The sequence below is a fragment of the Sphingomonas sp. A2-49 genome (genome assembly GCF_025548555.1).
In the GTDB taxonomy this organism is placed as follows: Bacteria; Pseudomonadota; Alphaproteobacteria; order Sphingomonadales; family Sphingomonadaceae; genus Sphingomonas.
The window spans coordinates 66,242-91,516 of record NZ_JAJLPA010000002.1; the positions used below are offsets into that span (position 1 = coordinate 66,242).

Here is a 25,275-nt window from a genome sequence, read left to right on the forward strand (position 1 = left end):
CCTGGTCCTCCAAGCTCACAAAGCCGAAGGCTCCCTCCCCTCCCTTTGGTGAGTGGAGAGAGAGTTCTGTTCGGGTCAGGCGGTGACGCGGTCGATCACGGTCGCGGCCGTCGCGACGGGCACGAACATGCGCGTCTTGTGCTGGATGATCTCGGTGAAGCATCCGGCTGCCTTCAGCTCGGCCAACCGCGTGTGCGGCCAGTCGAGCAGTTCGAGGCGCTGCTGGCCGGCGACCAGGCTGCGCTTCAGCCGGTACGCACCAAGCGCGGTGATCTCAGCCGTCCCCATGACGTGCTTGGCGGTCTCGGCACCCGACACCTTCATGGTCGCGGCGATGCCGAAGGCGTCCGCGAGCCTGGTCACGAGCGGCGCAGGGACGATGCGGCCGAGGAAGGACTGGCCGTCATCGGTGTTGAGACGCCAGACCTGGACGTGATCGTCGGGCAGGCGGTCCCAGACCGGCAGGAGCAGGCCGGTGACGAGGTAGAGCGTATTGGTGCGGGTTTTGCCCGACATCTCCTCGACCTCGGCCTGCCAGAGCGCGGAAAACTCCGCCTCGCTCGCATCTTCCCACATCGTTTCGAGAAGAAGATCCTGCCGCATCCGTTCGGTGCGCGTCGGGCGGACCAGCTCGTAGCGGCGCACGATCTCGCCATCGTCGTCGGTGAGCGAGTAGGTGCTGCACCGGATCGCGGCCTTGCCCGACTTGCGGTTGACGATCGGACGAGCGTCGTCGCCGAGGATCCGCATAGCGCGATCGAGCGCGAGCGGCTTGTAGCGTTCCTCGGTCTCCAAGCGGAGGATCTCGGTCTCGGCGCCGCTGGTCTGGTCGCGCCGGATGACGGTGCGATCAAGGATCGTGATGCGCTCGGCGTTGATGCTCTCGACGCCGAGATCGAGCGTGCCGGCCTCCTTGGCCGCCTCGATCCGCGCCTCGATCAAGCCGAGATACTCGTCGAAGATCGCGTTCTGCATGGCGATGCGCAGCGCGAGGATGCGATTGAGCCAGCGCTGGATCGGGGGCATCTCCTCCTTGAGCCCGCCACCTTCGCCCTCCAGCTCGAGGCCGGTCAGTTTCTGAAACTCGTCCAGTGTGGTGGAGCGCAGCTTGCCATTGGCGAGCAGGCGAAACCACTGTTCGAGCGACTCCTTGGCATAGTCGCTTTCGAGGTTGTCGCGCGGGTCGAACAGGCCCTGACCGCCAGTCTGGCGCTGGCCGCGGGTGAGCGCGCCCAGGCTGTCGAGCCGGCGCGCGATCGTCGAGATGAAGCGACGTTCGCCCCGGCAGTCCGTCGACACCGGCCGAAATAGCGGCGCGGTCGCCTGATGCGTCCGGTGCGTGCGACCGAGGCCCTGGATGGCGGCGTCAGCACGCCAGCCCGGCTCGAGGAGGTAATGATTGCGGCGCGATTGGTTTTCGCACGTCAGACTCGCATGATAGCTGCGGCCGGTGCCGCCAGCGTCGGAGAAGATCAGGACCTTCTTGGCGCCGCGCATGAAGGCGTCGGTCTCGGCGAGATTGGTGCGGGGCGAGCGGCTTTCGACGCGCTGGCGGCCGTGGGTGTCCATGATGACGCGCCGGCTGCGCCCCGTCACCTCGGCAACCGCGTCGGTGCCGAAATGCCCGATAATGTGATCGAGCGCGGATCCGACGATCGGCAGCGCGCAGAGCTGCTCGAGGAGATTGTCGCGCATCTCCAGCGCCTCCTGGCTGAAGACGGGGCGGCCGTCCTCGTCCGACATCGGTTCGGAGCGGGTCTTGCCGGTTTCGTCGACAAAGGTTTTCATCTGGCGAACCGGGAAGGCCGCGGTCAGATACGACATGAGAAACTCGCGGGGCGACAATTCGATGTCGAGGTTCGCGCGTTCTTCCACCGTAAGGGCCGCCAGTGCCCGGTTGAGCATGGCCTCGGACGTCGAGACGAGCTGGATCACGACGCTCTCGCCGCGCGCGAGATCGGCGCGGATCGCGGGCACGAGTGAGGGCAGCTTCATGCCGATCAGGAGTTGGCAGAAGAACCGCTGCTTGGTGGACTCGAAGATCGACAACGCAGCGGCCTTGGCGCCGCTGTTATAGGTGTCGTTCGAGAAGCTGTCCGTCACGCGGGTCGCGTCGAGGGCCGCGCGAAGGTTGCTGTGGATGATCGCCCAGGCGTCGGCGTAGGCGTCGTACACCTCGATCTGGTCGACGGTCAGCTTGTGTTCGAGGATGTCGTACTCGACGCCGGCGAAGCTCAACGCACGCGAGACGTAGAGCCCCTGCATTTTCAGGTCGCGCGCGATCAGCTCCAGCGCGGCGATCCCGCCCCGGCGCAGGGAGTCGACGAAGGTCCGGCGATCGGCGAACGCCGTGCCCGGACCCCACAGGCCAAGCCGCGTGGCATAGGCCAGATTGTTGACGTCGGATGCGCCGGTCGCGGACACATAGAGGACGCGGGCGCGGGGCAGGAGGTTCTGAAGACGGACGCCGGCGATGCCCTGGTCGGAGCCCTGTTTGGTGCCGAAGCTACCTTCGCCGCCTGCGACACCGGCCATCTCGTGCGCCTCATCGAACACGATCATGCCGTCATAGTCGTCGCCGACCCATTCGAGGATCTGCTGGAGCCGGGTTCCCTTGTCGCCGCGATTGGAGCGCAGCGTCGCATAGGTGAGGAACAGCACGCCCTCGGCCGCACCTACGGGCGTGCCGAGTTTCCACTGGTTGAGATGCTGGATGTCGAGCGCGAGACCGCCAACGGCGGTCCAATCGCGACGCGCATCTTCGAGCAGCGTCTCGGTCTTGGAGACCCAGATGTGCTTGCGGCGACCGCGCAGCCACTGGTCGAGGATGATCGCAGCGACCTGGCGGCCCTTGCCGGCGCCGGTGCCGTCACCGAGGAAGAAGCCGGTCCGGTACGGACGGCCATCCTCGAATGGTGCGATCGAGAGACCTTCCTCGACAGGTTTGAACAGGCCGGGAATGTTGCGCTCGAAGGCGTCGCCGGCATAGATCAGCGTCTCAAGCTGCGCGTCGGAGAGCGTCTTCGCATCGACGACCGCGTGCGAAAGCGTGGGGACGTAGGTCGGCCGTGGCGCGGTGATCGAGCCCATGGCGATCGATTCCACCAGCGCGGTTGGATGCGCGGATGCGCAGCCGATAGCGATGCGGCTTGGCCGATAGGGCAGGTACACACCGACAGACTCGCCGGTCGGCAGTGGCTCGGCGAACACGGTGTAATCGATCGGGGTCGCGGTCAGCGACCTCGCGGCTTTTGCGGGTGGTGCGCTCAGGCGCGGTTTTCTCGCCAAGCCGCCAAGAAGCGAGCTGTGCCCGCTGGGGCGGGCGGGCAGCGACGCGGTGCGCGGAACAGGCGCGGACACAGGCGGAGCGGTCTTGGCGGTGATCGCCGCGAGCGCATCGGCGAGCGTCGCGCAGCGGATCAGCTCGGCAGGGGTGCCGGTCGCCTTTTCCAGCACCATGATCTTCAAGGGTTGGCTGGTGCCATGCTTCGCATAGGCATTCGCCGGCAATTCGAGGTGCAGCGTGACCGTGCAACCCTCGGTCGCCTTCGCCCAGGCGCGGCTCGAGGTATCGGTGCGGTCGGGCAGGATGGCGGCGCAGCGGCCTCCGGTGCCGAGACGCATCAAGGCGGCGCGAAGATGCCGGAACGCTGCTTGTCGGTCGGCGTGGCGACCGATGCTGCGCGAGAAAGGCGGATTGATAAGAACGGCCGTAGGCCGAATGCTCGGCGCCAGCAGGTCATGAATCAGCTCGGCGTCGTGCCGCGTAACGGCAACCCCGGGGAAGGCGGCGCCAAGCATCTCGGCGCGAGCCGGATCGATCTCGTTAAGGACCAGGCGAGCACCGGCGCGGGAAGCGAAAGCAGCGAGGAGACCAGTGCCGGCAGATGGCTCGAGCACCAGGTCAGTGGGGGCTATGCGCGCAGCGAGCGCCGCGAGGTACGCGATCGGCGCCGGTGTCGAGAATTGCTGGAGCTCGATCTGCTCTTCGCTGCGAACAGTGTGGGTCGGCAGATTGGCGACCAGTTCGGTAAGCGCCGCGAAACAAGCGCCGGGATCGGCGGGAAGGTCTGCTTTTGCGAGGTATATGACCTCGGCGAGCTCGAGCATGTCGTAGGCGTCGCGGAGCGACCAGCGACCATCTGCAGACGAAGCGCCATAGGCTTGCTCCATGACCCACAGTAGCGTGTCGCGTCGGAGCGATCCGTTTCTGCCGATGGTGTCGGCGACCGCCCTGGCGGCGGTGATCGACGGTTCGGTGAAATCGAGTTCGAGAGCTGCGGTTGAGGTGCGCATCGAGGGCTTCCTTCTTGTCGCCCGGTGCTCATCACCGGATCAACAAGCCGAAGGCTCCCTCTCCTCTGAACGCCTTGTGCCCGAAGCATCGCTACAGCGAAGCCATCTTCCAATCCCGGTCGGGACGCGTCGGCCGCCGCTAGTCGCGCAGCATGTCAGGCATATGGATCGGTATCAGGCGGCCAACGCGGCTCGACCTCCTGTCAAACGATCCTTGGGCTTCATCACGACGACCGTCTCGGGCTTCCCGACCCGTCGGCCTAATTTATCACGCGCAGGGACTTCCGGGACAACTTCCCGCACTTCGATTGAGTAGCTCGGCATTTTATTCTCGGCTGCGATCTTCTTCAGCTGACTTTTCAACGTGCGGAGCGGCGACGTTGAGCCGATCTTCGCACCCAGCATTTCCAGAGGCATTTCATATTCTTCATCACGACAGTAGCAGTGCGCCAACTCATAAAGGCGTCGTTCAATCGAGCCGAGACGGAAATAGTCGTTGTGGTAGTCATAGATACGGCTGTCACGCGAGACCGCGCGGACGAGCCAGTCACAGAGCTGGACGCGGACCGGCATGAGTTGATCGACGCCGCTCGCCGTTTCGCGAGTGGTCGCCTGCGCTTCCGCGAACCAGGAGAAGAAGCCCTTCGTCCCCACGGTGCCAGTTTTGATGTTCGTGCGGATCTGCGTGCCCTGCAGACGACCGAGCGCTTCGATGAAGCGATCGTAATCACGCTTCGATGGGCGTCCGACGCCAGTCGCCCGGAAGAAGTCGTGTGCATTGAAGGTGAAGACGTTCTGTACTTCACCCCCGGTCCGACCAATATGCTGCACCATCAACGACAGGACGTAGATCAGGACTTCTTTATCCCACATCGTCGCGATACCGCTCGAACTGGGCTTGATCTCGATTTTGACGCCGTCCATCTCGTAGGTCATCGCCTCCATCTGAGGCCGCTTCGCTAACGAGAATAGTGGAAAGTCCATGATGCTCTGCTCGCCACGGACTTTGCCGTGCAGCGGGCTGTCGAGATAGTCGAACAGCTTGCCCTGGGTGAGAGTGACTTCTCGCGAATCCATCGTCGGGGCTCCCACCAGCTTCATCTAGCAAGGCCGCTTATAGCGGATCGGTCGCAAACCTGCAGTCGGATAAGCGACCGCGTTATCGATAGCACGAGGATTTGGAGCGATTTAGCCGGTAAATCGGGGTGTGTTTCACATTTCGGTAGGTGCGGGCCACCGCAAACTCGGTCGGGACTCGTGCTATCGGTAACGCCGTGAAAGCCGTTCAAAGACCAGGTGTGCAGTACGACCTCCAGGCCTTTGAAAAGATGACGAGATCCCGTCATCGTAGTCCGGCTCCCCGGGAGACCAGCCGCGACATCAGGCTCCCGATCGGCGTCGCATCGGTCCCATCGGACATCCCCCGCATGGCGACCGCACGGCTCGTGTCCTTGAGGCCGTGGAGCGTCCGACCGAGGTTCAATTCGCCCTTGCCAGCCTTGCTGCTCATTCCGCGGAGATACGCGCCGGGCCGCTGAACCTCGCCGCGCCGGTATTTTTGGATGGTGGCGATGACGGAGGCAGCAGCACCTCGCTGGCCCATGATGCGACAGGCTTCCTTGAACGCGTGATTGCTGATCCCCGACTGGCCCGCAAGCCGCTCCGCGGTGGCAACCACCTCGCCCCACGATCCATCGCGGTAGGGCAGACCGGAACAGAGCTCCGGCGCGATCGACATCATGAATTCCGGATCGACACCGTGTTTCTCCAGATCGTCGTCGACTGCAGTTTGAGGTTGAGAGGAGAGGGCGTCCCCATTTCCACTACTCTTTTTCGCCAAGCCGCTACGGGTATCTGCTTTAGCAGATTGGAGTTGGTTTGTAGTTGTAGAGTGAATGTCCTCAGGTCCATCCCAGCATGAACTATCAACCTGATCACTACCGGTATTTGGGACGGCAATCTTGGCCGAAACAGCCCCGGCAAGACGACGCGCACGCTCTTCGATCTGCTCCACACAGGCCGTCAGAAGGCCGGCATCGCGGACGCAACGCATCTGGTCGGTGGCCACCAACGCCAACGCGAGATCGTCACCCGCCTTCAAATCGTGAAAATCGGCGTCGAATGCCGTTTGGGCCAGAGCCCTGATATTCCTTCGGGCAGCAGCAAGGCGCTTGCGGAGCACTGTCAGTGCCGCGTCCTCTGCGGCTCCCTTGGCCGCGCGGGCAGCAAATTCTTGAAGCCTTGTGCCGATCGGAGCGAGGACGATACCGTAGCCCCACGTGATGAAGCCGTCGCTCCCGCGGCGTCCACCACGATGACCGTTCGGACTATCCCGAAAGCTGACCAGACCGAAGGCTTGTGCCTGGTTCAAGAGCTTTTGAACCTGTCGAACGGTTACGCCCAGCTTTTGCGCGAGCAGGTCGTTCGATGGCCAAACGACGGGGATTTGTCCACCCTGCCAGTCCTGCGGCTTCGTCCAGGCAAACAGGAGATCGATGACGGAGACCACGCGCAGGGGGACGCCCATATAAGGAGCCGCCCGTTTGAGCGCCGCAAGCGCGTTGGAAGGTGCCATTCCGGTCTCGAGCCCGCAAAATTCGTCGACAAGCTTCGTCGCCCTGGCGGCATGCTCGTCAAACCGGCGAAGTCCCCGGCCGGGGCTATGGGCAGCAGCCATCGTTCGTTCTCCCTGGCAGGGGAGCCCGTGCAGACAAAGCGACACCGTGGCGCCATGGCCGGCGCTTTGGGGTAGCAATATGAAAGGGAGCCAGCTAAAGTGAGGGTTCTCACATCCGCCCTAGCAGGCGTCCCGAAAAGCCCGGCCTCGTGCCGGGTTTTTCATGTCCGCACAGCGTCCCCTTGATCGTTGTGGCGCCCGCCCGGGTGGACGGCGGCGGTCAGCGTTGAGCCGATCCACAACGTCGATTGTTAAGCATCGCTGGCGGGGCGGTCGTGCGCGATGAATCGTGCTATCGGTAACGGAACGGGCAATAATCACGTGCTATCGATAACGAAGCGTCGATCTCCGCTCGTGCTATCGATAACGCCGTGCCGCTGAGGCACGTGCTATCGGTAACGCCGTCGCGCTCTCGCTCGTGCTTTCGGTAACGGCGTGAGAATCGGGCGATTCGGCAGCCCCACGTAACATGTAGCCCAGAAGGAGAGGGTCCTCCTTAGCGCCGCGCCGGGTAGGCGTGGCGGGGAAATGGCAGTTGAGTCGGCGAGGAATTGCAAGTTCACGCTCGAAATTGGCTGACGTCGTCTGTCCATGCGGTAGATCGAAGGCGACTTTTTCGGGCGTTCGATATGTCACTGGCGACCGAAAGAACGGAGTCTTGTGTGACCCGTAGAAATCGTCAGCCCGATCTCCGATCCTGTATTCGGGACTCGGCGATCTGAAGATCGAGCCACTGCTCCGAAGCCGCAAGAAGGGGAGTGAGCGTGCCGACAATCAGGCGGCGTCCGTCATCGGGATCCGTTTGTCTGACTATGTATCCAAGCGCCTCGAGATGCTCGATGTGGCGCAAAGCGGTGGTCGTCGAGCCTCCACTGAGCTTACAAAGCTGGGACACAGCGATGCGGCGCCGCTCGCACGTGGCCACGTAAAGCTCCAGGATCATGTCCCAGCTCGGATCATAGAAGCGGACCCCGTTGAAGTGGGTCGCCCGCCGACGCCGGCCGACCAACACCGCCCTGGCCTCGGCAAGCCTGCGCTCAGACAGGTCTCTCGCGTCTGGCGGCATAGCCAGCAAGGTGTCCTCGATCGCCTTGCGCGGCAGCCGCACGACGACGTCGATCAGGTCGTCTCCTTCAGATGCTGCACCCATAATCGTCTTGATCCATTTCGGATGTAGGGCTCAGCGTTCGCCGGTAAGCGGAACGTGCCGAGCGCAAGCGCGCCGAGCGCGAGGTAGGCGTAGATCCCAAGCCCGGTGTGGTAGGCAAAGAGCGGCACGCGTGGCAGCAGGGCGCCGAAGATGCTCATGAAGAGGTCGGCGACTGCTAAACCGGCCGCCCAGATGGGCCAGAAGCGGATTGTAGTTACAGCGAGCCAATAGAACCCGCCCGCTACAGCGAGATCTATCAGCAAGGTGATCGTTTCCGCGGGCGCGAAATACGCTGCGTCCATCAGGCGAAGGGCGGTCGTTACGACCGAGGCTGTAAGATTTATAGCCGCTCCGATACGCTCAGGTCGCCCGCCCTTCAGTGCGGCATAGCCACAAGTGAGCAGCAACGTGACGTCGAACAGCAGAGCTAAAATAATCTGCAGCGACATCACTTCTCCTGGGCGGGTCGCCCCTAAATTGGAATGCTCTCAAATTCGGGCAAAGTGGCCATTGCGGGCTTCGGTGCGCCTTCTCCCCAACTCGTCTCGGTCAGCCCCAGCTGTCGGCCGACCTTTTCGATCGAAAGATGCGCTCGTATCGTCATGTGATCTTGGCCTTCGATGAGGGAGGCCAGAGCTGCGACCGTAGCTTTGACGGTCCGCTGTGTCATCGCGGGAGATAGGCGGTGCGCCTCCGTCGCATCCAGCGTCGTCAGCAGAAATTGCGCCGTGTCACGCGCGGCCAGGTTGATCGATCGCTCCGCTTTGCGCAACTCATCGGCGATAATCCGGCTCGTATTCGATATTGCTTGCATTACGCCTCCTCGGACGTCGGGCGCCCATTACAGTGTTTTAAGCCCAAGCAGGAGGAGCAGCGTTACGATCGCCATGCCGGCCGCAGTCAGCCCCAACGGGGTCACGATCGAAATGATCGCGGTCCAGAAGGCAACCTGCTTCCAGGTGAGCATATTCGCTGCCGCCCCAGCGGTCGGCAAAGGGAGGGGAAGCGGGAAAGTTGGCGGCGCGGAAGGTAGGTCGTTTGCAGGGGGTAAAGGCTCTACCCCTCCGTCGTGATCTGCAAGAAGTCGTGCGGCCTCGAACCGAGTCGGCACGCCGAGGACATTATTGGCCTTTAACAGCTGCTTATCGACCGCCCGGTGGCTGCTGCCCGTGACCGCAGCAATCTCTTTCGAGTTGCGGTTCTTAAGCACGAGGCGGAGATAAGACCGCTGACGTTCGGTCAGGCGGGCAATGCGATCCGCCGCGCTTACGTCTGAAGTAGCAGCCGCGAGCGTCTGTTCGGCAGGGTACGAGCCCGGTTCGTTTGTCAGCATGCTCTTGAAATTACTCGCATCGCGGAATGATTCGGCTCCATTTCAGGGATAACTCCTGACGAGCCCGGTCGATCAAATCCACAGAACGAATGGGTTCAGGCGGCGCGCGAACGCGACGAACAGGTCACGTTCCAGCGCCCCACGACGCCCCGCCCGAGTTCTCATTTCGAAGCAGGCCGAAGCCAATCACAGCTTAGCGACCAGCCGCGACCGCCACTCAGCATGGGTCATAGCCCTAGTGAACGGACGGAAATTTGCCGATAGTTGCGGCTGTGTCGTTCAAGCGCGAGGCCCAAAAGGAAAGGATCTGTCCTTCGGCAGGGCGATCTTCGGCTGTATGCGCGGCAAATTCGGACAGGGTGCGGGCGAGTTCGGCGCCTGAAATCACGCGTTCGCGTTCCAGTATCGTGGCCAGAAGGGCCATCCAGTCGCCATGTGCCTGCACCAGCGCTTCAATCTGAAGTATTCCCGAGCCGCTGCCGGAGAAACCCTGTGAAGGGCTTCGGCGCCGGCGGAATCTCGTAAGCAACCTTTTGATCAAGGACATGGCGCGCGTTCCATCAACCGCCCGCAGCCGGGACGGTTGAACACGCGGGAACACTGGTAACCACGCCCCACGTATTCCCCGCACCGACAAGCGGTAGCAAGGTCTTGTATTTCGCGGGCCGCCCGACGGAAGTCGGGGACCCAGCATTCGACCGCACATGCGGGCCAAGGATGGTGTTCAAGCCATGCCCAAGCCACACCGCTATGGCACAAGGCTCAGGCGAAAACACGCTGTCATTGCAAATCCAAGCAAACCCCAGCGCACTGGAAGCAGGCGTCGCGCTCGTTGCCGGATCGATATGCCGCATGGCGGACCGCGCGGGAGCGCCGCGCAATGACAGCGCGGGAATCGCCCTGACGATCGGCGCGTCGGTCGCCATGCTCTACCGGCACCTCCCGCGCCTGTGCATGAAGCGAGTAATGCAGAGGAGGGTAGCGAGACTTAGGCGAAAGGGCAGCAGCACTTGGCGTCCCCCCCGCGCACGGTTTCCGGGGCGACGTCGCCCATATTCGGTCATTGCTTGCGCGCTGCGCGTCCAAAGGTGTGCCACGTGGCACACCTCACGCGAGGATCGTCACCTATGTGGGACGAGACGCCAGAGGCGGCTCGGTCGACGCTAGCGCGTCGATAGAGCCGTACGCCCGCTTGCTTTCATGGACCCCGCGGAAAGCATCTCTTGACCACCCGCTGGCTGTGTAACAGCAAGCATGTCGCCCGCCCCGAAAGTAGTCAGCCAATGTCCCGAACGTCACTACCATCCTTGATGGCAATCCTGAGCTTCGGCATCGCGAACGTACTGTCGACCGCGCCAGCGCATGCGCAGTCCGACGAGGATTACATCAACCCCGACCGGCCGGGGATCGCGGACGGCAGCACGACGGTGGGCCAGGGCCGCTTCCAGATTGAGACAGCGATCCAGACCGAGTTCCGCCATGACGGCGGCGAACATGATACCACGATGTTTTTTCCCACGCTGCTTCGGTACGGCTTCGCCAACAAACTGGAAGTTCGCGTGGAGGGTAATACCTACTCGTGGATGCGGCAGAAGGACTCTTCCGGAACATCGCACACGGATGGTTTCGCCCCCACCTCGATCGGACTTAAATACAATTTTGTAGACGCCCCCGAAGGTTCAAAGCAGGTCTCAGTTGGTGCGATAGCACGTGTATTCCCACCATCCGGGTCAGGCGACTTTCGCGACTCTCGAACAACTGGTGATTTTCGGTTAGCTGCGGATTGGAAGTTTGCCGACAAGTGGTCGTTGAACCCTAACATCGGTGTTGGCGTCTTTCAGGACGACACGAGCCGCACTTATACGGCCGGTCTTTTCGCTGCCACGCTGAACTTCAATCCAAGCAAGACGGTCAACTTCTTTGCCGACACTGGCATTCAGACGCCCGAGGAAAAGGGTGGGAAGACCTCCGTTATCATCGACGGAGGAATGGCTTATATAATCGGGCACGACATTCAGCTCGATCTTAGTGTGGGCACCGGGATTTCGGGCTCCACGCCACCGCACCCATTCCTCGCCGCCGGATTTTCGAAGCGCTTCTAGCGCAGGGCGCAATTCGTTCATTCAGCGAGATCGGAAGGGGCTTGCTCCTCCAGCGGCTGTAGCTTGTATGCAGTGTCCGCACCTTCTCATGAAGGAAGGAGGGAGATTGCTTTGTGTCGCTTTCACAACCGGGCGACTTCACCGTGTCCCGACGCTCGCTGATCGCTCGCCTGCTGGGCTTCGGTGCGGCTGCGGCCATGGGCAAGCCTGGCCTGGCGACCATCGCGCCGCATCTCGTTGGCCAGTGGAATTTCGGTCGGCTACCTCTCGACTGGCAGCCCCTGGAGGTCGCAACCGGCGACACGTTGCTGGTGAAGGCCCGAGTGGCCGGATCGCCTGTCGAGGCGGTGCTGGATAGCGGAAGCGGCGCGTCAATCATCGACCTATCGCTGGCCCAGACCCTCGGGTTGGCGAACGTCGAACGGCGCACGATAAGCGGTTTGGGCGGGAAGGCTCCGGTCCGCCTGATCCGTGATGTTGACGTGCTGTTTGGTAACCGGACACGCCGCTTGCCGTTCGCGGTGGTAGCGGACCTGAGCGCCCTGTCAGCCGCTTTCGGAAGACGGATCAACATGCTGCTCGGCGCAGATATGTTTGTTGAGAATTGCATAGCTCTGGATTTCGGACAGCGGCAGTTCGCACTCATGCCGACCGGCAGTTTTCCGGGCGGTGCAGACTGGACTCCGGTCGCTTTGGGGCATGGTGCGAAGCAGGAATTGTATGTCTCTGCCTCGATCGGAGGATCGAGCCCGGTGCCGCTCATGATCGACCTCGGCAGCTCGGCGGCGCTCATGCTGTCTTCGACCTATGTCGATGCGCATGGCTTGACCCGCGGGCGAGCGACATCGACTGCGGCGCTTGGAGGTGTCGAAGGTGTTGCTACCGTCGACGTTTTCACAACGCCGAAGTTGAGTATCGGCGGGCTCTCGGCCGAGAACATTCCGACGCTGGGTAACCGCAACTGGCTCCCGACCAGCACGGTCGGCAATATCGGATTGCCGCTGATCGGCCAGTTCGACGCCATATTCGACGTGACCGCCGGGTTTGTATGGCTCCGCCCTCCGGCTTCGGGACACCGCCTTCCCATGTTGAAGGATCGAAGCGGCCTCGGGCTCACAGCGTCCCCAATGGGCCTCGACGTCGTCCATGTGGCGGCGAACAGCCCGGCGGCGAAAGATGGTTGGACAGCCGGGAACCGCATCGTTGCGGTGAACGGGTTCCCGATCGATGCGGATTACACGCACGGGGCGCGTTGGCGATGGCGCTTCATGCCACCAGGAACGGTCATAAAAATCAAGGATCAGGCCGGTCGTGACCGTCAGCTAAAACTTGCGGATTATTACTAAGCCCTTGCGCACGGACCTCACCGATCGCCTGCATTATCCGGCAATCCGCTATTTGTTCGTTCGTGCAGCTCTGGGTAAGGGCCGCTAGCTCGTCGCGTAAGGAGGCGAGCTGCTTAAGACGGCTCTCCACATCAGCAAGGTGGTGGGCGGCAATGGCCGATGCCGCGCTGCAATCCTGGGCTGGGTTCTCCGCCAGGTGGATCAGTGAGCGAATCTCGTCGATTGAAAAGCCGAGCCTACGGCCATTGCGGATGAAATGAAGCCGCTCCGCGTCCGCGGAGGCATAGGTCCGGCGTCCAGACGCGGTTCGCGGCGGGGCCGCAAGCAGCCCGATCGTCTCGTAGAAGCGAATTGTCGTTACCTTGGTCGCAGTTTCCTGCGCGAGCTGGCCGATCATCATGGGCGCAATCGTCATCGTGTTACCCTGCTAATGCGAACGGATCGCAGATTCCGCTTGATCCTACAGTTACTGTAGCATGTAGGAGGAAAATATGACCTCCAATGAAGCAAGCTGCGGCTGCGCCGGCGAACCGGCTCGCGCGCAACACGATCCAGCCTACCGTCGCGCGCTACTGATCGTCGTGGTGCTCAACCTCGGCTTCGGTGTTGCCGAGCTATTCGGCGGATTTATCGCCGACAGTCAGGCGCTGAAAGCGGACTCGCTCGACTTTCTGGGTGACGGCTCGATCAGCCTCCTTGGCCTGCTTGCGCTCGCTTGGGCGCCCCGGGCGCGGTCTAACGTTGCGCTCTCGCAAGGGGTGTTTTTGGGGGCTCTCGGAGTGGGCGTGATCGGCTTCGCGATCTGGCGAGCACTCAACGCAACCGCACCTGATGCCGAGCTGATGGGCGCGATCGGCGCCGTCGCGCTGGCCATCAATGTCGCCTCGGCATTGGTCCTGTCACGCTTCCGGGAAGGAGATGCCAACGTCCGTGCGATCTGGCTGTTCAGCCGCAACGATGCACTTGCAAATGTGGCGGTGATTGCCGCTGCCGGGCTGGTCGCTTGGACGGGGAGCGCATGGCCGGACTTGGCCGTCGCCGGTGTAATCGCACTCCTGTTCCTCCACTCGGCTTATGAGATTGTCACAGGCGCGTTGCGCGAACGAGGGCAGCGATAATGCGTTTCCTCGACGTGATCCGGGCGCTGCTCTCGGTTCGGTTTTTGGCCACGATAGTTGCCTTGCTCGTCCCAACCGCGGCGATGGCCGATCCGGTTGATGTGCAAACCGCGTGGCGGCTGCTCGACTATGTGGCGGTCGATTATGGTGGTGCCGTTGAGGCCGGCAGGATCAAGAGCAAGTCCGAATATTCCGAAATGAATGAGTTTGCTGCATCGGTTTCGACACGGCTTCTGAGCTTGCCGGCGAAGCCCGAACGGCAAAGCCCGAACGGCAAAGCCTCATTCAAGGCGCCGCCAACCTCCAAGCGCTTATTGGCCGCAAGGGATCGGGCGAACAGGTCGCTACCCTCGCGCATGGGCTCGCGGCCGATCTGCTGCGCGCCTATCCGGTGCCGCTCGCTCCCGACAAGGTGCCGGATCTCGCATCGGGATCTGCCCTGTTCCAGCAGACCTGTGCCGCTTGTCACGGCATGACAGGGAATGGGCACGGTCCTGACGCAGCCAAGCTTTCCACGCCTCCGATTGCGTTCACCGATGTAACCCGCGCCCGGCAACGGAGTGTGTTCGCGCTTTATCAGGTGGTGACGCAGGGCATTGACGGGACGGCGATGCAGAGCTTCGCTGATCTGCCGAACGATCAGCGTTGGGCGGCTGCGTTCCGCGCTGGCAGCTTTGCCTTTACCGACGAACAGGCGCGAGAAGGGGCGCGGCTGTGGAAGTCGGACCCGGCGCTTCGCAGACGTATTCCGGATTTGAAAACGCTGGTCGCGCTCACCCCGGCTGCGCTCGCCACCTCAATCGGCGAAGCCAAGGCCGACGCCGTGCTCGCGTTCCTGCGTCGCCACCCCGATCAGGTGGTGCAACAGGCGCCCGGATCGCTCTCACTCGCCCGTGCCAAGCTCGCCGAAAGTGTCGCTGCGGCACGGCGCGGCAATGCGCACGGGGCAAAGGAGCTGGCCCTGTCGGCGTATCTCGACGGGTTCGAACCGATCGAACCGACACTCACGGCGCGCGATGCGACCCTGATGGGCCGCATCGAGGGCGCTATGGGCGAGTTCCGCGCCGCGATCGACCGCGGTGCCTCGCCCGAAGATCTCGCAGAAAAGGTATCGGTGCTCGACGGTTTGTTCGATGATGCGGAAGCCGTGCTTGCACCTGATGCAGCCACAGAGGCGTCCACCTTCCTGGGTGCGTTTACGATCCTGCTGCGCGAGGGGCTCGAAGCCCTGCTCATCGTCGTTGCCATGATCGCATTTCTTCGCAAGGCCGATCGCGCCGACGCGCTGCGCTACGTTCATGGCGGATGGATTGGAGCGCTCGTCGCCGGGGGCGTTACGTGGGCGATTGCGACCTATGCGATCGGGATTAGCGGCGCGAGCCGCGAGCTGACCGAAGGTTTCGGGTCGCTGTTTGCAGCGATCGTGCTACTCTCGGTCGGCATCTGGATGCACGGCAAGGCGCAAGCCGATCAGTGGCAGCGCTACATTCGCGAGAAGATGTCGCGCGCGCTTTCGGGCGGGTCGGGCTGGTTCCTGTTCGGATTGGCGTTTGTCGTGGTCTATCGCGAGGTCTTCGAGACGATACTGTTCTATGCCGCACTCTCGGCACAGGGGAACAACGCGATGCTCCTTGCCGGTGCGGGGTCAGCCGTTGCTTTGCTAGGCGTGATCGCCTGGGCCATGCTCCGCTACAGCCGAAAGCTGCCGATCACGCAGTTCTTCCGCTACAGCTCGTGGCTGATGGCGGCGTTGACGGTGGTCCTTGTGGGCAAAGGTGTTGCCGCACTCCAGGAAGCTGGGATCATCGACATAGCGCCGCTTGCAGACGTACCACGGCTGTCGATGCTCGGTCTGTTTCCGACCTGGCAATCGGTGCTCGCGCAAATTCTCATGGCGGTCGCTATCGCCATCGGGTTCGCATGGAATCGGCGTCGCGGAGTAGGCCTCGAGAAAATAGCTTCAGCTTAGGCTTGGGGCGGACCGCTCTCGGCGGTCCGCTTGCAACACCTCAACGTGGCTTGATAGCGGTTACGGTCGGCCCCGTCGCGGTCACCTTCACCATAAAATCGATCCGCTGCCCGACCTTGACGCCCCTAAGGAGCGTTGGCGGGCTGACGATGAAGGCCATCGTCATCCCGGGCCATGCCAATGCGGCGATCGGCCCGTGCTGGATCGTGACCTTGGCCGTCTTCGGATCGAGCGCCTTGACGATGCCGCTACCGTTGCCGGATTTCGCGGCCTTCGTCGCCATGCCCGGCATCTGTTTCGCTGGCTGCGCTATCACGGGGGTAGCCGTGAGGCTGGCGGTGATGAGTAGGACGATCGGTTTCATGTTTGCTCCTGAGTTGCAGCGGGAAGGGGAAACGTAGAAGCGGCAGGCTGGCGCGATCGTCGCAGCAGCAGATAGGCGGCGGGCAGAACCAGCATTGAGAGCAGCGGCGCAGTCAGCATCCCGCCGATCATCGGTGCGGCGATCCGGCTCATCACTTCGGAGCCGGTGCCTGTCCCGATCAGGATCGGGAACAGACCGGCCAGGATCACCGCGACCGTCATCGCCTTGGGCCGGACACGAAGGAGGGCGCCTTCACGCACCGCCGCTTCGACAGCGGCATCGTCCGGGGCCGGGCCGCGAACATCCAGCGCGTGCTTCAGGTAGATCAGCATCACCACGCCGAACTCCGCTGAAACACCGGCGAGCGCGATGAACCCGACACCGGTTGCGACCGATTGATTGTAGCCGAGTAGATAGAGCAGCCATAGACCGCCGGTGAGCGCAAACGGCAGGGTGCCCATCACCAGCGCAGCTTCATCGAGCCGACGAAAGGTGGCGTAGAGCAGCAGGAAAATGATGACCAAGGTCGCCGGAACGACGATCTTCAATCGCTCGACCGCACGCTGCAAATACTCGAACTGGCCCGTATAGGTGACGCTGACGCCGGGCGGCAGTTTCACCTTGGCGGCGATCACGTTTTGCAGATCGCGAACGATGGTGGTGAGAGGCGCGCCGCGTCCATCGATGTAGATCCACGTCACCGGTCGGCCGTTCTCGCTGCGCAGCATCGGCGGTCCATCGGTGATGCGGACGTCGGCGACGGTGCCGAGCGTAATCTGCTGCCCTGCCGGCGTCAGCACGGCTAAGTTTCGCAAGCCCTCGATGCTATCGCGCAGCTCGCGCGGGTAGCGCACGCTGATCGGATAACGCGCGAGTCCCTCGACGGTCTGGCCGATCGTCTCTCCGCCGATCGCGCTCGACACGATCGACTGCACGTCGGCGACGTTGAGGCCATAGCGTGCCGCAGCGGCCCGGTTGATATCGACATCGATATACCGCCCGCCGGTGAGCCGTTCGGCGAGCGCCGAGCCGACGCCGGGCACGGTCTTCGCGACCTGTTCGATCTCACGCGCGGTCGCATCGATCTCGGCGAGGTTCGACCCTGCAACCTTGATACCGATCGGGCTCTTGATGCCGGTCGACAGCATCTCGATCCGGTTGCGGATCGGCGGAATCCAGAAATTGGCGAGGCCCGGCACCTTCACCGCCTTGTCGAGCTGATCGATCAATTTGTCCTGCGTCATGCCCGCGCGCCACTGATCCTTGGGCTTGAAACGGATCGTGGTCTCGAACATTTCGAGCGGGGCAGGGTCGGTCGCGGTGTCGGCGCGGCCGGCCTTGCCGAACACGCTTTCCACTTCGGGTACGGTCTTGATGAGCCGGTCGGTGAGCTGGAGAAGCTGGCCGGCCTTGGCGGTCGAAATGCCTGGCAGCGCGGAAGGCATGTAGAGCAGGTCGCCCTCATTCATCTGCGGAATGAACTCGCCGCCTAGCTGGCCGATCGGCCAGAGGCTGGTCGCAAACACGAGGCCGGCGATGACCAGCGCCTGTTTTGGTCTCGCCAGTACCCAGTCGAGCGCGGGACGGTAGATGCGGGTGAGGACGCGATTGATCGGATTGGCATTCTCGCCCGGGATGCGACCGCGGATCAGCAACCCCATCAGCACCGGGATCAGCGTGATCGACAGGATCGCAGCGCCCGCCATTGCGTAGGTCTTGGTGAAGGCGAGGGGCGCGAACAGCCGCCCTTCCTGACCCTGAAGCGAGAAGATCGGCACGAACGAGAAGGTGATGATGAGCAGGCTGAGGAACAGCGCCGGGCCGACCTCGACCGCTGCGGCGGTGATCACGCGCCAGCGCTCGGCACCCGCCAATGTCTCATCGGGATGATCGTGCGCCCAATGTTCGAGATGCTTGTGCGCGTTTTCGATCATGACGACCGCCGCATCGACCATCGCGCCGATGGCGATGGCGATGCCGCCCAGCGAGAGGATATTGGCGTTCAGTCCCTGCACGCGCATCGCGATGAATGCGATGAGGATACCGAGCGGCAGCGTGAGGATGGCGACCAACGCCGAGCGGACGTGCCAGAGGAACAGCGCGCAGACGAGCGCCACGACGATGAACTCCTCGATCAGCTTGCTGCGCAGATTGTCGACGGCGCGATCGATCAGGCCCGAGCGGTCATAGGTGGTGACGACCTCCACGCCGGGCGGCAGGCTCTTCTTCAATTCGTCGAGCCGGGTGCGAACCCCGTCGATCACCTCGCGCGCGTTCTTGCCCTGGCGCATCACGATGACGCCGCCTGCAACCTCGCCCTCGCCATTGAGTTCGGCCAACCCGCGCCGCATTTCGGGACCGATCTGGATCGTGGCGACGTCGCCGAGGGTCACGGGCACGCCGCCAACCGTCTTGAGCGGCACGCTGCGGAAATCGTCGAGCGTCTTCAGATAGCCGGTCGCGCGGACGATATATTCCGCCTCGGCCATCTCGAGGACCGATCCTCCGCTCTCCTGGTTGCCGCGCTTCAGCGCGTCAGTCACCGCCTCGTGGGTGATCCCGTAGGCGGCCAGCTTCTGCGGATCGAGGACGACCTGATACTGCTTCACCATGCCGCCGATGCTCGCGGCCTCAGCAACCCCCGGCACGGTCTTCAATTCGTAGCGCAGGAACCAGTCTTGGATGCTGCGGAGCTGTGCGAGGTCGTGACGCCCGGTCCGGTCGACCAGCGCATATTCATAGACCCAGCCTACCCCGGTAGCATCCGGGCCAAGCGATGCCTTTGCGCCCTCGGGCAGGCGGCTTTGCACTTGGCTCAGATATTCGAGCACCCGGCTGCGCGCCCAATAGAGGTCGGTCGCGTCGTCGAACAGCACATAGACGAAGCTGTCGCCGACGAACGAATAGCCGCGCACCACGCGCGCACCCGGCACGGACAGCATCGTCGTCGCGAGCGGATACGTGACCTGGTTCTCGACGATCTGTGGGGCTTGGCCCGGATAGGTGGTGCGGATGATGACCTGGACGTCGGACAGGTCGGGCAGCGCATCGACCGCGGTCGAGCGGAGCGCGCCCACCCCGATGACGATCAGCGCGAGGGCTGCGAGCAGGACGAGGACGCGCGCCTTGACCGACGCCTCGATGATCCGCGCGATCACTTCGTGTCGCCCGTGATCGGCCGCGCGGCAATGCCGGTCAGGCTCGCCTCGCTGTCGAGCAGGAACTGGCCCGACGCGACGACCTTCTCACCTGGTGCCAGTCCGGCGAGGATTTCGGTCCTGCCATTTGCCTCACGGCCCGCCTTGACCTCTGCTGGCCGATAGCGGCCCTTGTCCTCGGCGAGCATGACCAGCGTCCGCGTGCCGGTGCGGATCACGGCTTCGCTCGGCACCAGCAGCGCGGTATCGGACGCGCCGCCTAGATGGACCGTCGCGAACATGCCGGGGCGCAGGCGGCCACCTGGATTGCGCAGCTCGATCCGTACCGTCAGCGTTCGGCTGTCGGCCTGCGTCGTCGGTAAGACGGCGATGATCCGTCCGGTAAAGCGCTCGGCAGGGAAGGCCGCCAGTTCGGCAGTCGCGGTCTGCCCGACCTTGACGGCGCCTGCGCGCACTTCCGGCACCGCGGCATTCAGCCAGACCGTGGCGAGGCCGTTGACCTGCGCCAGCGTTTGACCCTGTGCGAGCGTAACTCCGGAACGGGCGTCGAGCGTCTGGATAACGCCGGCGATCGGACTGCGCACCGTGGTCAGGCCGCGCCCGTGTGCCGTACCGCCGGGAATGCCCAGAAGACGCAGGCGCTGGGCCGCGGCAGCGGTGAGCGCCCTGTCGCCAGCCCGCCGCACGGCCTCATACTCAGCCTGTGCGCCGCCCCATTCGGGCACCAAGATGTCGGCGATCGGCGCACCGCGCGCGATCACGTCGCCCGGCGCACGATTATAGACCCGCTGGACGAACCCGGCTGCGCGCGACTGGATGATCGCAACATCGCGTTGGTTGAAGTCGATCGCGCCAGTCGCATCCAGTGCGCCGGCCAGCGTCCCGGTTGTTGCCGTGGCGACCCGGATGCCGAGATTTTGCATCGCAGACGGGTCGATCGAGATGCCGGGCTTGGGGTTCGCCCCCACGGCACTTGCATCGGGATATTTGGGGATCGTCTTCATCCCCATCGACGAGAGCGAGTCCGGATTGTCGTAATGCTCCTGCGGCACCATCGGGTCGTAATAATAGAGTGGCTTCGGTTTAGCCGAGGAGGCCGGATCGGCAGTCGCCGATGTCACCGAGGCTGTCGTAGCTGGGCTGGTCAGCCGCGCGGCCACGAACCCGATCCCGCCGCTGGCTAGGATCGCGAGAACAACGGCGCGGGAAGCGGGCGTGCGGGGGACGAAATTGCGCGGGCTCATCGTGGATCGCTCCGATAGGTGAGGGTGAGGCGTGCGCCGTCGATCACGACCAGTGCCTCACGATCGAGCGTTTCGAGGGCCGCATTGGCAAGCGCACTATGTGCGTCGACGACATCGAGCAGTCCGGCACGTCCGCCAGCATAGCTCGCGGTCTCGAGATCGACGCGCTCGCGCGCCAACGGCTCGAGCGTCTCCTTCGATCGCATCCACTGCGCATGGTGCATCACATGATCGGCAAGGCCCGCATCGAGGCCTGCCGCAAGTTGGCGGGCAGTATCTTCCTGCTGGGCGCGCTGTTTCGCCGCATCCGCGACGCGTGCGGCGATCAACGGGTCTTGGCGATGCGATTTGAACAACGGCAGGCCGATGGTGACGCCGGCCGAGACATAATCGCCAAAGCGCGGATCGCGGCGCTGGTAGCTGACGTCGACACCAAAATCCGGGCGGCGATCGGCCTGCGCCAACCGGACGTCGGCATCGGCCTGGCCGACACGGGCGGCGATCGCCGCCAGCATTGGGTTACGGTCGAGGGCACTGCGCAATTGCGCGGGGTCCACCATGAAGTCTGGCACCGGGCCGGCGACCGCAGGGGCCGGATCTCGGGTCCAGCGGATCAGGTCAGAGCGGGCGCGCGCGACTGCGGACACCAGTTCGTCGCGGCGATCATCGAGGGCTGCGAGACCTTGGCGTCCGGCAAGCGTCTGCGCCGGGCGAGCGCTACCGGCCGACACCGCACTTGGTGATGTCCGTACCAGACGATCCAGCCTGCCGCGCACGGCATCGAGCGCCACCAGACGGCGCTCGGCATAGGCCAGCGTGATCCAAGCAATTGCGGTTTCGACCTCGACGGTGCGGGCTTCAGCGACCGCCTCCGCATCGGCGGCCGCGATATCGGTATCGGCACGTGCCTGTTGCGCGTGGCGCTTGGCGGCGTTCGGAATGTCCTGCGACAGCCCGACCCGCGCCCAGGTGAAATTGTCCCGATTGGGCTCGAACGCGAGCGGCCCCGAAACCGGGAAGCTGTCGACCCCGAGCGCGAGCTTCGGATCGGGGAGGGCGCCTGCAGCTCCGCGTGAAGCACGGGCGCTGTCGGCACCGAGGGTACGAGCGCGTAGTGACGGTGCATGGCCCTTCGCTGCGGCGAGCGCCGCATCGAACGTGAGCGGTCCGGCCGTGGCTGTGGTGGTGGTAAGCGCAGCGATCAGCGCGGCGCTCGGTATCGTGTATCTGGACATGGTTTCCCCGCTGGCAGATCGAAGGTTAGCGAAAGACCGACCGGCAGGGTCAAAGCCCCGCCGGTCGACTTTCAGCGCTCGATTAGGAGCTCTGCGAGGCGCAGCAGGCCATAGCGCCGGACTTGGCCGCCATCATAGACTGGCAAGCGTCGGCGTCGGTCATCGAAATGGCCGCCGGCACCCAGACGCGACGCGCCACGGCAAGCGGCGCGCGAGGACCGGGAGCCTGGATACTCGCCCGCCATTCGTAATGACCGGCATCAGGACGCGGAGACGCGGATGCGGAGGTAGCAGCAAACACGGCGATCATACCGACGAGGACGCCGGAAAACTTGATATTCATGACATTGAATCCTTAATCTGAGCAGTGGCCGCCAACACGCAAGTGCCTCGAAGGAGGCCTGCGGCAGACGGAATCCGGGTGTCAGATCAGGAAACTGGGTGGGTCGGGGTCGGGGCCGTAGGTCCGCCCATCAAGGCGCGCAGTCGGTGGCCATGCTGGATCAAGGCGATTGAGCTGGCGGGTAGTGAGAGTAGCACCTACCGGCTCGGTGATCGCCGCGGCGGGGCATCCCATCGCCGCGATGCATTGGAGCGTCATCTTCTTACACGGCACCGAGCCGTGCATCTGTCCCGCCGTCATGCCATCGCAGCAATCCATTGAGGCCATTGTCGCCATCGACATGGTCTCGCTCTGAAGCGGACTCATCGCCATCGCCGTGGACTGTCCGAACAGGCCGACGACCGCGAACAATAACAGGAAAGGGCGAAGAAAGCGGGTCACGTCGTCGTGTAACCTAATGCAATGGGGTTAAAGGTCAATTCGCCCAAACGAGCAGTCGGTTACACGCCAAGATCAATGCCGTAGAATCAACCAGCTCTATCCCCCATGATGCGCGAAGACGCGGCCCCCAGCTGGGCCAAACGCGATCACGTCGTAGGCTTGCGGCTTTGCCCCTGCGACCTCCATGCCAAGGGAGCCCATCGGCATTCCCGCGACCGCTAGTCCGCGCACGCCGTTCGGGTGCTGCGCAAGCACGCGCTTCATGTCGGCGATCGGAACGTGTCCCTCAAAGGCCATGCCGTCGATGATGGCGGTGTGGCAGGACGCGAGGGCGGCCGGCACGCCAACACGACGTTGGAAGGCGGCGCGATTGGCGTCGTCGATGACCTGAACCTTGCGGCCGAACTGCTGGCGCACCTGAGCCGCCCATTTCTCGCAACAGCCGCAGCCCGGATCACGGTGCATGGCGATGTCTGCCGCGGCCGATGCTACGGCAGGAATTGTCATCAACAAGGCGGCAGCGATGCCGCGAAGGCCGTGCTTCATAAGTCAGCTCCGAATGAGAAACCCCGCCCTGCCGGGGGGAATAGGGGGATCGACAGGGCGGGGGAAAGCGCTCCTTACTGGGGGCGCTTACCGTGCTTGCTGAGCCAAGCCTGTAGCTCCGCAATATCCTTTTCCTGCTTCGTGATCGTCATCTGCGCCATCTGGCGGGTCTGCGCGTCCTTGGCGTCGCGAACCGCGACGCGCGACATAGCGACCGCGCCGCGGTGATGCTCGATCATCTTGCGGGTCCACATTTCGGCCGCGTCGCCCTGCTTGGCCGCCATCATCTTCTGATGCATGTCCATCTCGGCTTGGCCGTAGGGATTGCCTGCCATCATCTTGGACATGTCACCGCCGTTCATGCCGCCCATCTTGCTGTGATCCATGCCCTGCATCCCTCCGCTCTGCTGCGCGAGCGCGGGCGTGGTGATCAGGGTAAAAGCTGCTACTGTCAGTGCAAATCGCATTGTCGATCTCCTCGGGTTCTAAGTCTTTTACGCGTGCGGGTACGCTACCCCTCACCCACGCTGCTAAAACGCTCGAGATGTCGGCTGGAAACGAGACTTTATTTCCAAGGGCCGCGCGTCTGCGTCGCGTATATTATGCGCCAGTCCCGGCGCTGCGACGTCGCCGCTTAGGCCATCGCATGTAGAGAAGGACCGCCCCGCCCAACCATAGAAACAGGCCGCCGATCGCGAAAGCGAGCAGCCAGGGTGTGTTGAAGTTCTCGTGGTTCGTCCAATCCATGATGTGAAGGCCCCAGAAGAAGTCATAGAGCCGCCACGTCCCGGTCCTTACCGCCATGATCCGGCCGGTGTCGGCCGCGACGAATACGCGAGTGGAATCAGGGTCGTTGAACGCGACGCGCCAAGCGGGAAGCGTTCCTCGATATTCGGGACTGGCGCGTTCGATCCGCTCAACCGTTGCCTCCGGTCGTGCGCCACCGCGCCAAGCGGATCGTACGATCGATTCGGCTTGGCGCGCCGTCGGCGCTGGAAGCATCAGGCCCGTCGAGGCGTCGAACAGGCGAGTACCCTTGGCGGTCGTGACCTCGGCGACGAGGCGGCCTAGCCACATGCGATAGGAGATGGCCTCGATCGGCGCATCCGTCGCCGCGACGATCGCCGATGGCGGTGCGATCGCTACTCCGCGGGGAAGGGCCGCCACGGCTTTGCGGTCGACGAGATGATCGCCATGCACCCGATCGATCGGCAGAAAGCTCATCAAAGCGCCGCTCGTGAACCATAGCAGCAGCTGCGCGCCGATGATGATCGCAAGCCATTTATGTGTGCGGCTCGCAAGTAGGTGCAGCCTCAATTTCGCACTTTTCAGAATCACCCCTCCATCAACATCGTCGCCGGCGTCATTTCATGCCCGGCATGTCCTTCATCATCTCATCGTGATCGGCCGGGGCGCTCGCGACCAGTGCCTTATATTGCTCGGGCGTCATGCCGGGGAGCTTGCGGACGAACGCGACCATATCCCAAATCAGCGGGTCGGGATGCGTCTTGCCCCACGCCGGCATGGCGCTGAGCTTCACGCCGTGCTTGATGATCCAGAATTGCTGTGCGGGAGTGAGATCCTGGGCACGCGCGAGTTCCGGCGCTTTGGGATAGAGGCCCTGGCTCATCTCGGACTTCTCGACGCCGGGGCCTAGATGGCACCCTGAACACATCTCGCCGTATAGGCCAGCACCGACCGACACGCGCTGCGCCGACGCAAGATCGGCCGGTGGCGTGATATCGCGGGCGTGCGCCTCGATCGACCGATCGCGCAGGCGTTCGAGCACCGAATAGACCGCAGGCGTGTGGGGCTCGTCGGCCGCGATATTATACACGCCGAAATAGATGAACGCGGCTGTGCAAACGGCGACAAGAACCGCGACCACCGCAACGAAGGACAAGCTCGGCAAGTGCCGTTTTAGCGTGCCCGATGCCTCGCGTTCCATTGCTT

The 25,275-nt window shown here is 63.4% G+C and carries 22 protein-coding genes and 1 pseudogene; 4 read left to right on the forward strand and 19 right to left on the reverse strand.

Translation table 11 applies throughout. The annotated features are described in order from the left end of the window. Nucleotides 1–75 precede the first annotated feature (75 nt). From LPN01_RS04280 to LPN01_RS04315, 8 genes are all read right to left on the reverse strand, one after another. Entirely contained in the window at nucleotides 76–4,296 is a 4,221-nt protein-coding gene (locus LPN01_RS04280; RefSeq protein ID WP_262827120.1) for a strawberry notch family protein, read from the reverse strand. Between the two features lie 174 nt (nucleotides 4,297–4,470). Next, entirely contained in the window at nucleotides 4,471–5,397 is a 927-nt protein-coding gene (locus LPN01_RS04285) for a replication initiator protein A (protein WP_262827121.1), read from the reverse strand. Between the two features lie 241 nt (nucleotides 5,398–5,638). Then, nucleotides 5,639–6,973 (reverse strand): plasmid replication protein RepC, encoded by a 1,335-nt coding sequence (repC, locus tag LPN01_RS04290; protein WP_262827122.1) that lies wholly within the window; start codon nucleotides 6,971–6,973, stop codon nucleotides 5,639–5,641. A gap of 679 nt (nucleotides 6,974–7,652) precedes the next feature. Beyond that, nucleotides 7,653–8,123: a winged helix DNA-binding protein gene (locus tag LPN01_RS04295; protein WP_262827123.1), complete on the reverse strand. Its 471-nt coding sequence runs from the start codon at nucleotides 8,121–8,123 to the stop codon at nucleotides 7,653–7,655. After that, on the reverse strand, nucleotides 8,093–8,572 hold the full coding sequence (locus LPN01_RS04300) for a hypothetical protein (RefSeq protein WP_262827124.1): 480 nt from the start codon (nucleotides 8,570–8,572) through the stop codon (nucleotides 8,093–8,095). The genes LPN01_RS04295 and LPN01_RS04300 overlap by 31 nt, the downstream gene beginning before the upstream one ends. A 23-nt stretch (nucleotides 8,573–8,595) precedes the next feature. Continuing rightward, nucleotides 8,596–8,937: a hypothetical protein gene (locus LPN01_RS04305; RefSeq protein ID WP_262827125.1), complete on the reverse strand. Its 342-nt coding sequence runs from the start codon at nucleotides 8,935–8,937 to the stop codon at nucleotides 8,596–8,598. 27 nt (nucleotides 8,938–8,964) lie between these two features. Next, the gene (locus tag LPN01_RS04310) at nucleotides 8,965–9,456 is read right to left on the reverse strand and encodes an RNA polymerase subunit sigma-70 (protein ID WP_262827126.1); all 492 of its coding nucleotides are present in this window, start codon (nucleotides 9,454–9,456) and stop codon (nucleotides 8,965–8,967) included. A gap of 235 nt (nucleotides 9,457–9,691) precedes the next feature. After that, a complete protein-coding gene (locus LPN01_RS04315) occupies nucleotides 9,692–10,003 on the reverse strand; it encodes a hypothetical protein (RefSeq protein ID WP_262827127.1) in 312 nt (103 codons plus the stop codon). A 763-nt stretch (nucleotides 10,004–10,766) separates the two neighbouring features. Here LPN01_RS04315 and LPN01_RS04320 point away from each other — a divergent pair. Further along, nucleotides 10,767–11,558, forward strand: a complete 792-nt coding sequence (locus LPN01_RS04320) for a transporter (protein WP_262827128.1) — start codon at nucleotides 10,767–10,769, stop codon at nucleotides 11,556–11,558. A gap of 113 nt (nucleotides 11,559–11,671) precedes the next feature. Next, nucleotides 11,672–12,904 (forward strand): retropepsin-like aspartic protease, encoded by a 1,233-nt coding sequence (locus tag LPN01_RS04325; protein ID WP_262827129.1) that lies wholly within the window; start codon nucleotides 11,672–11,674, stop codon nucleotides 12,902–12,904. On the opposite strand, the gene LPN01_RS04330 is transcribed toward LPN01_RS04325, so the two are convergent. Next, nucleotides 12,852–13,319 carry a MerR family transcriptional regulator gene (locus LPN01_RS04330; RefSeq protein WP_262827130.1) on the reverse strand — a complete coding sequence of 156 codons (468 nt, stop codon included), beginning with the start codon at nucleotides 13,317–13,319 and terminating at the stop codon, nucleotides 12,852–12,854. The two genes, LPN01_RS04325 and LPN01_RS04330, sit on opposite strands and share 53 nt — an antisense overlap. Before the next feature lie 76 nt (nucleotides 13,320–13,395). Between LPN01_RS04330 and LPN01_RS04335 the strand changes: the two genes are divergently transcribed. Both LPN01_RS04335 and LPN01_RS04340 read left to right on the forward strand, forming a co-directional pair. Next, a complete protein-coding gene (locus LPN01_RS04335) occupies nucleotides 13,396–14,022 on the forward strand; it encodes a cation transporter (RefSeq protein ID WP_262827131.1) in 627 nt (208 codons plus the stop codon). Further along, nucleotides 14,022–15,993: pseudogene (locus tag LPN01_RS04340) on the forward strand (FTR1 family protein); the annotation flags it as partial. The gene LPN01_RS04335 and the pseudogene LPN01_RS04340, both read left to right, overlap by 1 nt. A 38-nt stretch (nucleotides 15,994–16,031) precedes the next feature. Here the strand turns inward: LPN01_RS04340 and LPN01_RS04345 are convergent. From LPN01_RS04345 to LPN01_RS04390, 10 genes are all read right to left on the reverse strand, one after another. Beyond that, on the reverse strand, nucleotides 16,032–16,355 hold the full coding sequence (locus LPN01_RS04345; RefSeq protein ID WP_262827132.1) for a copper-binding protein: 324 nt from the start codon (nucleotides 16,353–16,355) through the stop codon (nucleotides 16,032–16,034). Then, nucleotides 16,352–19,513: an efflux RND transporter permease subunit gene (locus LPN01_RS04350; RefSeq protein ID WP_262827133.1), complete on the reverse strand. Its 3,162-nt coding sequence runs from the start codon at nucleotides 19,511–19,513 to the stop codon at nucleotides 16,352–16,354. Before LPN01_RS04350 ends, LPN01_RS04345 begins: the two co-directional genes overlap by 4 nt. Next, nucleotides 19,510–20,757, reverse strand: coding sequence for an efflux RND transporter periplasmic adaptor subunit (locus LPN01_RS04355; RefSeq protein WP_262827134.1), 1,248 nt, complete (start codon nucleotides 20,755–20,757; stop codon nucleotides 19,510–19,512). The genes LPN01_RS04350 and LPN01_RS04355 overlap by 4 nt, the downstream gene beginning before the upstream one ends. After that, nucleotides 20,754–21,992 (reverse strand): TolC family protein, encoded by a 1,239-nt coding sequence (locus LPN01_RS04360; RefSeq protein WP_262827135.1) that lies wholly within the window; start codon nucleotides 21,990–21,992, stop codon nucleotides 20,754–20,756. The genes LPN01_RS04355 and LPN01_RS04360 overlap by 4 nt, the downstream gene beginning before the upstream one ends. 82 nt (nucleotides 21,993–22,074) lie before the next feature. Then, nucleotides 22,075–22,335 carry a hypothetical protein gene (locus LPN01_RS04365; RefSeq protein ID WP_262827136.1) on the reverse strand — a complete coding sequence of 87 codons (261 nt, stop codon included), beginning with the start codon at nucleotides 22,333–22,335 and terminating at the stop codon, nucleotides 22,075–22,077. An 81-nt stretch (nucleotides 22,336–22,416) separates the two neighbouring features. Next, on the reverse strand, nucleotides 22,417–22,776 hold the full coding sequence (locus tag LPN01_RS04370) for a hypothetical protein (RefSeq protein ID WP_262827137.1): 360 nt from the start codon (nucleotides 22,774–22,776) through the stop codon (nucleotides 22,417–22,419). A gap of 96 nt (nucleotides 22,777–22,872) precedes the next feature. Continuing rightward, nucleotides 22,873–23,322 carry a DUF411 domain-containing protein gene (locus LPN01_RS04375; protein WP_262827138.1) on the reverse strand — a complete coding sequence of 150 codons (450 nt, stop codon included), beginning with the start codon at nucleotides 23,320–23,322 and terminating at the stop codon, nucleotides 22,873–22,875. Nucleotides 23,323–23,396: 74 nt separating this feature from the next. Continuing rightward, on the reverse strand, nucleotides 23,397–23,789 hold the full coding sequence (locus LPN01_RS04380; protein WP_262827139.1) for a DUF305 domain-containing protein: 393 nt from the start codon (nucleotides 23,787–23,789) through the stop codon (nucleotides 23,397–23,399). Nucleotides 23,790–23,922: 133 nt separating this feature from the next. After that, nucleotides 23,923–24,660: a PepSY domain-containing protein gene (locus tag LPN01_RS04385; RefSeq protein WP_262827140.1), complete on the reverse strand. Its 738-nt coding sequence runs from the start codon at nucleotides 24,658–24,660 to the stop codon at nucleotides 23,923–23,925. 25 nt (nucleotides 24,661–24,685) lie between these two features. Beyond that, nucleotides 24,686–25,270, reverse strand: a complete 585-nt coding sequence (locus tag LPN01_RS04390) for a c-type cytochrome (RefSeq protein WP_262827141.1) — start codon at nucleotides 25,268–25,270, stop codon at nucleotides 24,686–24,688. Between the last annotated feature and the right edge of the window lie 5 nt (nucleotides 25,271–25,275).

Coding starts and splice junctions, on each gene's coding strand:
- LPN01_RS04295 (WP_262827123.1), bottom strand. CDS start 8,123: ATGGGTGCAGCATCTGAAGGAGACGACCTGATCGACGTCGTCGTGCGG.
- LPN01_RS04280 (WP_262827120.1), bottom strand. CDS start 4,296: ATGCGCACCTCAACCGCAGCTCTCGAACTCGATTTCACCGAACCGTCG.
- LPN01_RS04355 (WP_262827134.1), bottom strand. CDS start 20,757: ATGAGCCCGCGCAATTTCGTCCCCCGCACGCCCGCTTCCCGCGCCGTT.
- LPN01_RS04365 (WP_262827136.1), bottom strand. CDS start 22,335: ATGAATATCAAGTTTTCCGGCGTCCTCGTCGGTATGATCGCCGTGTTT.
- LPN01_RS04285 (WP_262827121.1), bottom strand. CDS start 5,397: ATGAAGCTGGTGGGAGCCCCGACGATGGATTCGCGAGAAGTCACTCTC.
- LPN01_RS04320 (WP_262827128.1), top strand. CDS start 10,767: ATGGCAATCCTGAGCTTCGGCATCGCGAACGTACTGTCGACCGCGCCA.
- LPN01_RS04375 (WP_262827138.1), bottom strand. CDS start 23,322: ATGAAGCACGGCCTTCGCGGCATCGCTGCCGCCTTGTTGATGACAATT.
- repC (WP_262827122.1), bottom strand. CDS start 6,973: ATGGCTGCTGCCCATAGCCCCGGCCGGGGACTTCGCCGGTTTGACGAG.
- LPN01_RS04315 (WP_262827127.1), bottom strand. CDS start 10,003: ATGTCCTTGATCAAAAGGTTGCTTACGAGATTCCGCCGGCGCCGAAGC.
- LPN01_RS04380 (WP_262827139.1), bottom strand. CDS start 23,789: ATGCGATTTGCACTGACAGTAGCAGCTTTTACCCTGATCACCACGCCC.
- LPN01_RS04390 (WP_262827141.1), bottom strand. CDS start 25,270: ATGGAACGCGAGGCATCGGGCACGCTAAAACGGCACTTGCCGAGCTTG.
- LPN01_RS04305 (WP_262827125.1), bottom strand. CDS start 8,937: ATGCAAGCAATATCGAATACGAGCCGGATTATCGCCGATGAGTTGCGC.
- LPN01_RS04330 (WP_262827130.1), bottom strand. CDS start 13,319: ATGACGATTGCGCCCATGATGATCGGCCAGCTCGCGCAGGAAACTGCG.
- LPN01_RS04335 (WP_262827131.1), top strand. CDS start 13,396: ATGACCTCCAATGAAGCAAGCTGCGGCTGCGCCGGCGAACCGGCTCGC.
- LPN01_RS04360 (WP_262827135.1), bottom strand. CDS start 21,992: ATGTCCAGATACACGATACCGAGCGCCGCGCTGATCGCTGCGCTTACC.
- LPN01_RS04300 (WP_262827124.1), bottom strand. CDS start 8,572: ATGTCGCTGCAGATTATTTTAGCTCTGCTGTTCGACGTCACGTTGCTG.
- LPN01_RS04345 (WP_262827132.1), bottom strand. CDS start 16,355: ATGAAACCGATCGTCCTACTCATCACCGCCAGCCTCACGGCTACCCCC.
- LPN01_RS04310 (WP_262827126.1), bottom strand. CDS start 9,456: ATGCTGACAAACGAACCGGGCTCGTACCCTGCCGAACAGACGCTCGCG.